This is a genomic window from Stenotrophomonas sp. GW821-FHT01H02A, assembly GCF_059422145.1.
Map to the genome: position 1 here is coordinate 602,138 of NZ_JBWKWI010000001.1, position 9,175 is coordinate 611,312.

Annotated in this window: 13 protein-coding genes; 3 read left to right on the top strand and 10 right to left on the bottom strand. The window is 67.7% G+C overall.

Annotation, left to right across the window (positions count from 1 at the left end; translation table 11 throughout):
- Positions 1-30: 30 nt before the first annotated feature.
- Genes lptB through AC07WC_RS02910 form a run of 5 tightly spaced genes read right to left on the bottom strand, consistent with a single transcriptional unit; the run spans position 31 to position 3,459 of the window.
- Positions 31-750 carry an LPS export ABC transporter ATP-binding protein gene (gene lptB / locus AC07WC_RS02890; RefSeq protein ID WP_495208658.1) on the bottom strand — a complete coding sequence of 240 codons (720 nt, stop codon included), beginning with the start codon at positions 748-750 and terminating at the stop codon, positions 31-33.
- Positions 750-1,325: a lipopolysaccharide transport periplasmic protein LptA gene (lptA, locus tag AC07WC_RS02895; RefSeq protein ID WP_495208659.1), complete on the bottom strand. Its 576-nt coding sequence runs from the start codon at positions 1,323-1,325 to the stop codon at positions 750-752. Before lptA ends, lptB begins: the two co-directional genes overlap by 1 nt.
- Positions 1,303-1,869, bottom strand: coding sequence for an LPS export ABC transporter periplasmic protein LptC (gene lptC / locus AC07WC_RS02900; RefSeq protein WP_495208660.1), 567 nt, complete (start codon positions 1,867-1,869; stop codon positions 1,303-1,305). Before lptC ends, lptA begins: the two co-directional genes overlap by 23 nt.
- Positions 1,866-2,414, bottom strand: coding sequence for a KdsC family phosphatase (locus tag AC07WC_RS02905; protein WP_495208661.1), 549 nt, complete (start codon positions 2,412-2,414; stop codon positions 1,866-1,868). Before AC07WC_RS02905 ends, lptC begins: the two co-directional genes overlap by 4 nt.
- 43 nt (positions 2,415-2,457) lie before the next feature.
- Positions 2,458-3,459 (bottom strand): KpsF/GutQ family sugar-phosphate isomerase, encoded by a 1,002-nt coding sequence (locus AC07WC_RS02910; protein ID WP_495208662.1) that lies wholly within the window; start codon positions 3,457-3,459, stop codon positions 2,458-2,460.
- A 53-nt stretch (positions 3,460-3,512) separates the two neighbouring features.
- On the opposite strand from AC07WC_RS02910, the gene AC07WC_RS02915 reads away from it, so the two are divergent.
- The 3 genes from AC07WC_RS02915 to AC07WC_RS02925 all read left to right on the top strand — a co-directional run bounded on the left by AC07WC_RS02915 (position 3,513) and on the right by AC07WC_RS02925 (position 5,433).
- Positions 3,513-3,746 (top strand): BolA family protein, encoded by a 234-nt coding sequence (locus AC07WC_RS02915; RefSeq protein WP_495208663.1) that lies wholly within the window; start codon positions 3,513-3,515, stop codon positions 3,744-3,746.
- 107 nt (positions 3,747-3,853) lie between these two features.
- A complete protein-coding gene (murA, locus tag AC07WC_RS02920; protein ID WP_495208664.1) occupies positions 3,854-5,128 on the top strand; it encodes a UDP-N-acetylglucosamine 1-carboxyvinyltransferase in 1,275 nt (424 codons plus the stop codon).
- A complete protein-coding gene (locus AC07WC_RS02925) occupies positions 5,125-5,433 on the top strand; it encodes an EF-hand domain-containing protein (RefSeq protein ID WP_495208665.1) in 309 nt (102 codons plus the stop codon). Before murA ends, AC07WC_RS02925 begins: the two co-directional genes overlap by 4 nt.
- 33 nt (positions 5,434-5,466) lie before the next feature.
- Here AC07WC_RS02925 and AC07WC_RS02930 read toward each other — a convergent pair whose 3' ends face one another.
- The 5 genes from AC07WC_RS02930 to purM all read right to left on the bottom strand — a co-directional run bounded on the left by AC07WC_RS02930 (position 5,467) and on the right by purM (position 9,163).
- Positions 5,467-6,150, bottom strand: a complete 684-nt coding sequence (locus AC07WC_RS02930) for a DUF3108 domain-containing protein (RefSeq protein ID WP_495208666.1) — start codon at positions 6,148-6,150, stop codon at positions 5,467-5,469.
- A 2-nt stretch (positions 6,151-6,152) separates the two neighbouring features.
- On the bottom strand, positions 6,153-6,929 hold the full coding sequence (locus AC07WC_RS02935; protein WP_495208667.1) for a DUF3108 domain-containing protein: 777 nt from the start codon (positions 6,927-6,929) through the stop codon (positions 6,153-6,155).
- Positions 6,930-6,996: 67 nt separating this feature from the next.
- Positions 6,997-7,650 carry a phosphoribosylglycinamide formyltransferase gene (purN, locus tag AC07WC_RS02940; protein ID WP_495208668.1) on the bottom strand — a complete coding sequence of 218 codons (654 nt, stop codon included), beginning with the start codon at positions 7,648-7,650 and terminating at the stop codon, positions 6,997-6,999.
- The gene (locus AC07WC_RS02945; RefSeq protein WP_495208669.1) at positions 7,647-8,129 is read right to left on the bottom strand and encodes a hypothetical protein; all 483 of its coding nucleotides are present in this window, start codon (positions 8,127-8,129) and stop codon (positions 7,647-7,649) included. The genes purN and AC07WC_RS02945 overlap by 4 nt, the downstream gene beginning before the upstream one ends.
- Before the next feature lie 8 nt (positions 8,130-8,137).
- Positions 8,138-9,163: a phosphoribosylformylglycinamidine cyclo-ligase gene (gene purM, locus AC07WC_RS02950; protein WP_495208771.1), complete on the bottom strand. Its 1,026-nt coding sequence runs from the start codon at positions 9,161-9,163 to the stop codon at positions 8,138-8,140.
- Between the last annotated feature and the right edge of the window lie 12 nt (positions 9,164-9,175).

The window sequence follows — 9,175 nt, forward strand, 5'->3', positions numbered from 1 at the left end:
CGGAAGGAAGGCGTTGCGGCGGCCGCTGGATCAGAGCTTGAAGGTGTCCCCAAGGTAGACGCGGCGGACGTCGGCGTTGGCCAGGATCTCGTCCGGCGCGCCCTGTGCCAGCACGCTGCCCTCGTTGAGGATATACGCGCGGTCGCAGATTCCCAAGGTTTCGCGGACATTGTGGTCGGTGATCAGCACCCCGATCCCGCGCTGCTTGAGGTGGGTGACGATGCGCTGGATTTCACCGACCGAGATCGGGTCGACGCCGGCGAAGGGTTCATCGAGCAGGATCAGGCGCGGCTTGGCGGCCAGCGCGCGGGCGATCTCACAGCGGCGGCGCTCACCGCCGGAGAGACTGGCGCCGAGCTGGTCGGCCACGTGGTTGATCTGCAGCTCGTCCAGCAGGCTGGCCAGTTCCTTTTCGCGGCCGGCCTTGTCCAGGTCGTCACGCAGTTCCAGCACCAGGCGCAGGTTGTCGGCCACGGTCAGCTTGCGGAACACCGAGGGTTCCTGCGGCAGGTAGCCCACGCCCTGCTTGGCGCGGGTGTACATCGGGTCGCTGGTGATGTCCTTGCCGTCCAGCACGATGCTGCCGGCGTCGGTCTCGACCAGGCCGACGATCATGTAGAAGCAGGTGGTCTTGCCGGCGCCGTTGGGGCCGAGCAGGCCGACCACCTCACCGGCGTCCAGGGTCAGCCCGAAATCCTTGACGACTTCACGCTGCTTGTAGCGCTTGCGCAGGCCTTTGGCGACGAGCATTACTTCTTGCTCCCGGCGGCGGGCGGGGTGGCGGGCTTGGCCGCAGGCGTGGCCGGCTTGGCGGCCGGGGTCGCCGGCGCGGCGCCCTTGTTCTTGGGCTGGATCACGGTGCGCACGCGGGTGCCGTCGCCACCGCTCTGCATGTTGCCGGTGCGGGTGTTGTAGGTCATCTTCTGGCCGCTGTTGGTGCCACGCGGCGACTCGACCTTGTAGTTGCCGGTGAGGATGATCACTTCGCTGTTGACGTTGTAATCCATGTTGTCGGCCCAGGCGTTCATCTTGGAGCCGTCATCCATTTCCTGCGCCAGCGTGGCCTGCTTGCCGGTCAGCACGACGCGTTCGATGTCGCCGTTCTTGCGGAACAGGTCGGCGTTGGCGGCGTGGATCACCAGAGTGCCCTGGGTGATCACCACGTTGCCGGTGAACGTGCACTTGCCCGCATCATCGGTCAGGTTGCAGTCGTTGCTGTTGGATTCCAGGTTCATCGGCTGGTTGCGATCGGACGACTTGGCCAGCGCCACGCCGGGCAGCAGCAGGGCGAGCAGCGCGAGCTTAGCGGGCAGCGTTCGGTTCATAGCGGGTCTTGACCTGTGAAAGGAGTTTGTACTGCCGGGTTTTCATGTCGGCTTCAAAGCCGACACCTGTCTGCGACAGGCCCGGGCGGGTCATGGTGACCCGGGCATCGGTCCTGGCCCGGTTCTCGTTCGGGAACACGTCCAGGTGATCGGTGCGGAAGGTGGTGGGCACAACGCCGGCGACCTTGGGGCTGTCGCCGCTGACATTGCCGATGAGCTTGAGCTGGTCGCCCTTGGCGCTGACCCAGCCGCTGTCGCCGCGCATTTCCCAGTGATTCCCATCCTGGTCGGGCAGCAGGAACACCGGGGTGGTCAGGGTCATCGTTTCATCGCTGCGCGCACGTTCCAGCAGCGGCGCGCGCAGGGTGGTGGATTCCTTGCCCTGCTCGTCCAGTGCCACGATCTGGAAATCGTGCAGCACGTAATCCTTGGTCGCATCCTCGCCCTCGGCCGCCGGGGCCTTGTCGCGATGGTGCAGGGCCAACCAGCCGGTCAGCAGCGCGGCGACCAGCAGCAGGCCGCCGATGGCGGTACGCACGTTCATGCGCCGAACCTCGCCAGCACCGCGTCCACATGGCCCTGCGCGGCCAGCAGCACATCGCACAGTTCACGCGCCGCGCCCTGGCCGCCGTCGCTGCGGGTCTGCCAATGCACGCGTTCGGCGATCCACGGGTGGGCATTGGCCGGGGCGACCGCCAGGCCGACCGCGCACAGCGGGGCGAGATCCGGCAGGTCGTCGCCCATGAAGGCCACCTGGTCCAGGCCGATGCCGTGCTGCCCGCACAGCGCCTTGACGCTGGCCAGCTTGTCGCCGACCGCGATCTGGGTATCGATGCCCAGGTCCGCACCGCGCCTGAGCGCGGACTGGCTGTTGCGCGCGGTGATCAGCACCGGGTGGATACCGTGGTGTTGCAGCAGTTTCAGGCCGAGTCCGTCCTGCACGTAATACGCCTTGCTCTCGTTGCCGTCCTTGTCGTAGTAGAGCCGACCGTCGGTGAGCGTGCCGTCCACGTCGAAGCAGGCCAGCCGGATACGGCCGGCGGCGGCATGCAGGTGGGACGGGAAACCGGGCAACGGGGAGTAGGGCATCGTCTGGGGGCAGCTCAGCTGAATGGAGGAAGGCAACTGTGGTTTAAACCACCCGGGCCCGCAACAGGTCATGAATGTTGAGCGCGCCGACCAAGTGGCCCTGCGCATCGACCACCATCAAGCCGTTGATCTTGTGGGCTTCCATCAGCTGCGCCGCCTCGGCCGCCAGCTGGTCGGCACCGATCGTGCGCGGGCCACGGGTCATCACATCGGCGATCCGCGCGCTGCGCACGTCCAGGTCGGTATCCAGCGCACGGCGCAGATCGCCGTCGGTGAACAGCCCGATGAGGTGGTTGTCCGCATCCACCACGGCGGTCATGCCCAGGCGCTTGCGGCTCATCTCCACCAGGGCCTCGCTCAGGCTGGCGCCGACATCCACGCGCGGCAGCTCATCGCCGCTGTGCATCACATCGGTGATGTGCAGCAGCAGGCGGCGGCCGAGGCTGCCGGCCGGGTGCGAGCGGGCGAAATCGTCGGCGGTGAAGCCGCGGGCATCGAGCAGGGCCACGGCCAGCGCATCGCCCATGGCCAACGAGGCGGTGGTGCTGGAGGTGGGGGCCAGCGCCAGCGGGCAGGCCTCGGCCGGCACGCTGACATCCAGATGTACATCGGCGGCGGTGGCCAGGCTGGACTGCGGGCGGCCGGTCATCGCGATCAGGCGGTTGCCCTGGCGCTTGAGCACCGGCAGCAGCATCAGCAGTTCGTCGGATTCGCCCGAATAGGACAGCGCCAGCACCACGTCGGCTTCGGTGATCATGCCCAGGTCGCCGTGGCCGGCTTCACCGGGGTGTACGTAGAAGGCCGGGGTGCCGGTCGAGGCCAGGGTGGCGGCGATCTTGCGGGCCACATGGCCGGATTTGCCCATCCCGGTGGCAACCACGCGGCCCTTGCTGCCCAGCATCAGATGGCAGGCCTGGCTGAACGCCTCGCCCAGCCGTTCGGCGACGGCGCCCAGCGCATCGCGCTCGATCTCGAACACGCGGCGGCCACTGGCGACCAGGGCCGCAGCATCGGCCGGATGGGGGAGTTGGGGCGAGACAGCCATGCGAGCGCCACGTGGAAGAGTAGAATGAGCGCTCATTTTATTAGGAAAGCCCGTTGGACGCCGAGACCATCCGCAATCTGATCGAAACCGGCCTGCCTGGCGCCCGCGCGGACGTGCAGGGTGACGACGGGGTGCACTTCGAGGCCACCGTGGTCTGTGACGCCTTTGCCGGCAAGATGCCGCTGGCGCGCCACCGCATGGTCTACGCGACCCTGGGCGATCTGATGGGCGGGGCGATCCATGCGCTGGCGCTGAAGACGGTCACCCAGGCCGAAGCTGCCGGTTGATACCGGAGTACCCCTTACGGTTATCGTTTCAGCCGACCCGTGGTCGGCTCTACCCAGACCCATCCAGCCGACCAACGGTCGGCTCTACCTCACCCCAAGTAGATTCCATGGCCAAGATCGTAGTGACCGGCGGCAAGCCGCTGCACGGTGAAGTGAACATTTCCGGCGCCAAGAACGCTGTCCTCCCCATCCTGTGCGCCACCCTGCTGGCCGATGCGCCGGTGGAGATCACCAACGTGCCGCACCTGCACGACGTGGTCACCACCGTGAAGCTGCTCGGTGAGCTGGGCGCCAAGGTCACCATCGACCAGGGCACGCTGTCGCGCGGCAGCGCGATCGTGGTCGACCCGCGGTCGGTGGACCAGCACGTGGCCCCGTACGAGCTGGTCAAGACCATGCGTGCCTCGATCCTGGTGCTCGGCCCGCTGCTGGCCCGCTTCGGCGCGGCCGAAGTGTCGCTGCCGGGCGGCTGCGCGATCGGCTCGCGTCCGGTCGACCAGCACATCAAGGGCCTGCAGGCCCTCGGTGCGGAGATCACCGTCGAGAACGGCTTCATCAAGGCCCAGGCCAAGCGTCTGAAGGGCGCCCACTTCACCTTCGATATGGTCAGCGTCACCGGCACCGAGAACGTGCTGATGGCCGCCGTGCTGGCCGAAGGCACCACCGTGCTGGACAACGCGGCGATGGAGCCGGAAGTCACCGACCTGGCGCACTGCCTGATCGCGCTCGGCGCGAAGATCGAGGGCCTGGGCACCGCCCGCCTGGTGATCGAGGGCGTGGAGAAGCTGTCCGGTGGCCGTCATGAAGTGTTGCCCGACCGCATCGAGACCGGCACCTTCCTGGTGGCCGCGGCGATGACCGGCGGCAAGGTCACGGTCAACCGTGCCCGCCCGAACACCATGGACGCGGTACTGTCCAAGCTGGTCGAGGCCGGCGCGCAGATCGAGACCACCGAAGACAGCATCACCCTGGACATGGGCGGCAAGCGCCCGCGTGCGGTCAACCTGACCACCGCGCCGTACCCGGCGTTCCCGACCGACATGCAGGCGCAGTTCATGGCGCTCAACTGCGTGGCCGACGGCGTGGGCGTGATCAACGAGACGATCTTCGAGAACCGTTTCATGCACGTCAACGAACTGCTGCGCCTGGGCGCGGACATCCAGGTCGAAGGCCACACCGCGATCGTGCGCGGCGCCGAGCAGCTCAGCGGCGCGCCGGTGATGGCGACCGATCTGCGCGCCTCGGCCTCGCTGATCCTGGCCGGCCTGATGGCCGCCGGTGATACCACCATCGACCGCATCTACCACCTGGACCGCGGCTACGAGAACATCGAAGAGAAGCTGTCTTCGCTGGGCGCCATCATCCGGCGCGTCGCGGCATGATCCTGCGCGGCCGGTTCACCCGCCGCCGCAAGGCGCTGCTGGTGCTGGTGCTGATCGTGCTGGCGTGGCTGGGCTATGCCTGGTACGCCGGCATCGCGATCACCCAGGGCATCCAGCAGGATGACATGGACTGGAATGCCGACGGCACCGTCAGCCGCACCGAGGTGTTCCAGTCGTTCTATGCGGTCGGCGTGGACAAGAGCGTCGACGGCAACCGCCATTGCAGCACCTACTACTGGCGCGACACCCGGCAGCAGATCCGGGTGGACTGCAAGACGGTGTTCGGCGAGGCAAAGCCGGAATGAAAAAACGCCCGCGCAAGCGGGCGTTTTTCCTGGTCAGTTCATACCCTTGATGGTCAGGTCCAGCGCATCCTTGCCGCCCTCACGCTGCAGCAGGCGGGCCGGCACCGGGAATTCCGGCACGATCCAGGCGATCAGTTCCTTGTTGCCGTCCACGCGCGAGACCTTGGTCGCGTCGTAGGACTTGCCGGCCACGGTGATCTTTTCCTTGCCGACCACCTTGTAGGACATCGGCTTGATCCGGCCTTCGTCGACCATGCGGTAGTTCAGCGGCTTGCCGGCGGCCAGATCGCGCGCGATCGCCAGGTTGATCAGCAGTGCATCCATGTCGCCGGCCTTGAGCGCGACCGGGCCACGGCGGTCCGGCTTGACGTCGCCGGTCCAGGTCGCCTGGTTGCTGCTCCAGTTGTAGTTGGCGTCCACGTTGCGCTTCTTGACCAGCAGCACCGAGCGGTCGTTGCTGGTCAGCGGGCGCAGCCGACCATTGGCTTCTTCGAACACGGTGGTCTGGCTGAGATCGGCCAGCTGGTTCTTCACGTTCAGGCTGTAGCGCCACTTGTTGGCGCCTTCGCTGGCCAGGGTCATGGTGCCGTTGGCCTGCATGCCCATGTAGCTGGCCTGGTAATCGGCCTTGAACGGCTGCAGCGCCATGGCGGGCAGGCTCACCACGGCAAGCGCGCCAGCGGCGATCCAGGTCAGCGGACGGTTCAGTGTGGTCATGCTCAGACTCCTTGGTATTCGATCAGGCGCAGATCAATCCGATCTTCGCCGTCTTCGCGTTGCAGGATGCGCACCGGCGTGGGGACGCCGTTGGCGATCCAGAGGATGGTTTCGTCATTGCCGCCGTTGGTGCGGTACACCCGCAGCGCGTTGTAGGACAGGTCGCCGACCGGCACGTTCTCGGTATCCGGCGCGGCCTGGTAGTCATGCTGGCGGACGCGGCCCACGTCCACATAGCGGTAGTGCATCTGCCCGCCGGGGCGGGCGTCGCGCATGATCGCCAGGTTCAGCAGCAGTGCGCTCTGGTCGCCGGGCTGCAGCGGGATCGGCTGGCGGCGTTCCTTCTTCAGATCGCCCAGCCACTGCGCGGTACCGGCCTGCCAATCGTAGGTGCCGGTCACCTTCTTGCCCAGGAACAGGCCCTTGCGGACCGTGCTCTGGCTCAACGGCACATAGGTGCCGTTGCGGTTCTCGAACACCGTGCTCTGTTCCAGGTTCAGGCCGAGCACACTGGCAAAGCCGCTGCGGCCCACCACCTGCATGTCCACCCGCCACTGGTCGCCGCCGGTGTGGGTGACCCGCATGGTCGCATCGCCGGCCTGCTTGCCCTTGTAGAGGGCCTGGTAGGTCGCGGTGAACGGCTGCAGCGGCGGCGCCTCCCAGTTCATGGCGGGCAACGCGGGCAGCGGCGGCGTGGCCGTCTCCTGCGCATGGGCGAGGGCGGCGGTGCACAGCAGGGATGCCATCAGCAGCACGGGCTTGAACAAAGGCGTTCTCATGCGGGCCGGTCGGTGGAGGAGGGGGAAGCATGCCAGCGCCGGGATCAGCGGCGTGTGTGCGCGCCGCTTATCGGTTCAGCTGTCCGGCGCAATCTAGGCGCAGCGGGCTAAACAGGGGGTGACCATCGAGCTGTAGCTGACCTGCCTGTTCAGTTACGCGGCCACTGACCAGCAGTGCCAGGCTGGCGATCAGCAGCGGATGCTCCACGGCCAGCACCCGCAGTGCCAGCGCTTCGGCGGTGTCGCCGGCCTGTACTTGGACCCGGGCCTGCGCCAGCACGGTACCGGCGTCCAGCTCGGGCACCACGAAGTGCACGCTGGCACCGTGCTCGGCATCGCCGGCCTCCAGCGCGCGCGCATGTGTGTGCAGGCCCTTGTACAGCGGCAGCAGCGAGGGATGGATGTTGACCAGGCGGCCATCGAACCGCGCCACGAAGGCAGCGCCGAGGATGCGCATGTAGCCGGCGCAGACGATCCAGTCCGGGGCGAACGCGTCCAGCGCATCGGCCATCGCCGCATCGAAGGCGGCGCGGTCCGGGAAGTCCTTGGGCGAGCGCGCCCAGCGCTGGGCCGGGCCGACCTTGAGCAGCGCCGAGGCGTCGGGTTTGTCCGAGAGCACGGCGACGACCTGGGCATCCAGCTGCTGCGCGGCGATGGCGTCAAGGATGGCCTGCAGATTGCTGCCCCGGCCGGAGGCGAGTACGGCGATACGGCTGCTCATGCGGTTTCGAAGGCCGCCCTGACTGCCGGGCGCGACAGCACCACCAGGGTGAACACGCCCAGCGCGGTGCCGAACGGCATGAAGAGGCAGGCGATACCGGCCACCACCATGCACAGCAGGTAACGCCGGCGCTGCGCCAGACAGCGCCCGGCGTAGGCCATGTAACCGGCCAGCACCAGCCCGGCCGCGCAGCCCAGCCCGCCGATCAGCACGAACACCCAGCCGAGCAGGCGCGGATCGAACGGCGGCGGCGCCTCACCGGGCGCCAACGACGGCGGCTCGGCAAAGAGCACCGCCACCCCCATCACCAGGTAGATCAGCGGGAACAGCGAGAACAGGGCGGTCAGGCCGGCCACCACATAGTGGAAGACCGACAGCAGCTGCAGCTGCGAGGTGTCCCCCGCCGTGGCCGGTACGGCCGGCGCCGCTGCGATGGGCAGCGACGGCGGTTGGGCTGCGGCCTCCAGGCGGGGCTCCATGACCCGGCTCAGCCGATCTTGACGCGGTCGGCGCCGTCGGCCGGGGTCACTTCACCGATGGTCCAGTGCTCCAGGCCCTGCGCGGTGACCGCGGCAGCAACCGGGGCGACCTGGTCGGCGGCGACGATCAGCACGAAGCCGATGCCGCAGTTGAAGGTGCGCCACATCTCGCTGTCGGCCACGGCCCCTTCCTTCTGCAGCCACTGGAACACCGGCGGCAGGGTCCAGGCATCGGCCTTGATGTCCAGGCCCAGGCCCTCGGGCACCACGCGGATGATGTTCTCGGTCAGGCCGCCACCGGTGATGTGGGCCATGCCGTGGATGGCCGCGCCGTGGGTCTTCAGCAGCGCCAGGATCGGCTTGACGTACAGGCGGGTCGGTGCCATCAGCGCATCGACCAGCTTGACCCCGCCGTCGAGCTCCAGCTCGGCCGGCTGACCGGCGCGGTCGTAGATGCGGCGCACCAGCGAGTAGCCGTTGGAGTGCGGGCCGGAGGAAGCGATGCCGATCAGCACGTCGCCGGCGGCCACGCTGGCGCCGTCCTTCAGTTCGCTCTTCTCGACGCCGGCGACGGTGAAGCCGGCCAGGTCGTACTCGCCCGGGGCATACATGTCCGGCATTTCAGCGGTTTCACCGCCGATCAGCGCGCAACCGGCTTCGGTGCAGCCGTTGGCGATGCCGCCCACGACCGCCGCCGCGGTGTCGATGTCCAGCTTGCCGGTGGCGAAGTAATCCAGGAAGAACAGTGGCTCGGCGCCCTGGACCAGCACGTCGTTCACGCACATGGCGACCAGATCGATGCCGATCGTGTCGTGGCGGCCCAGCTGTTGTGCGAGCTTCAGCTTGGTGCCGACGCCGTCCGTGCCCGACACCAGGACCGGCTCGCGGTACTTGTTGGAGAGGTCGAACAGGGCGCCGAAGCCACCCAGGCCACCCATGACTTCCGGGCGGAAACTGCGCTTCACCAGCGGCTTGATGCGCTCGACCAGCTCGTTGCCCGCGTCGATATCGACACCGGCGTCGCGGTAGGTCAGGGGAGAGGGGTT

What these genes read in the sequence shown, in the direction of transcription:
- lptB (WP_495208658.1), bottom strand. Translation starts at nt 750, where the DNA reads ATGCTCGTCGCCAAAGGCCTGCGCAAGCGCTACAAGCAGCGTGAAGTC.
- lptA (WP_495208659.1), bottom strand. Translation starts at nt 1,325, where the DNA reads ATGAACCGAACGCTGCCCGCTAAGCTCGCGCTGCTCGCCCTGCTGCTG.
- lptC (WP_495208660.1), bottom strand. Translation starts at nt 1,869, where the DNA reads ATGAACGTGCGTACCGCCATCGGCGGCCTGCTGCTGGTCGCCGCGCTG.
- AC07WC_RS02905 (WP_495208661.1), bottom strand. Translation starts at nt 2,414, where the DNA reads ATGCCCTACTCCCCGTTGCCCGGTTTCCCGTCCCACCTGCATGCCGCC.
- AC07WC_RS02910 (WP_495208662.1), bottom strand. Translation starts at nt 3,459, where the DNA reads ATGGCTGTCTCGCCCCAACTCCCCCATCCGGCCGATGCTGCGGCCCTG.
- murA (WP_495208664.1), top strand. Translation starts at nt 3,854, where the DNA reads ATGGCCAAGATCGTAGTGACCGGCGGCAAGCCGCTGCACGGTGAAGTG.
- AC07WC_RS02925 (WP_495208665.1), top strand. Translation starts at nt 5,125, where the DNA reads ATGATCCTGCGCGGCCGGTTCACCCGCCGCCGCAAGGCGCTGCTGGTG.
- AC07WC_RS02930 (WP_495208666.1), bottom strand. Translation starts at nt 6,150, where the DNA reads ATGACCACACTGAACCGTCCGCTGACCTGGATCGCCGCTGGCGCGCTT.
- AC07WC_RS02935 (WP_495208667.1), bottom strand. Translation starts at nt 6,929, where the DNA reads ATGAGAACGCCTTTGTTCAAGCCCGTGCTGCTGATGGCATCCCTGCTG.
- purN (WP_495208668.1), bottom strand. Translation starts at nt 7,650, where the DNA reads ATGAGCAGCCGTATCGCCGTACTCGCCTCCGGCCGGGGCAGCAATCTG.
- AC07WC_RS02945 (WP_495208669.1), bottom strand. Translation starts at nt 8,129, where the DNA reads ATGGAGCCCCGCCTGGAGGCCGCAGCCCAACCGCCGTCGCTGCCCATC.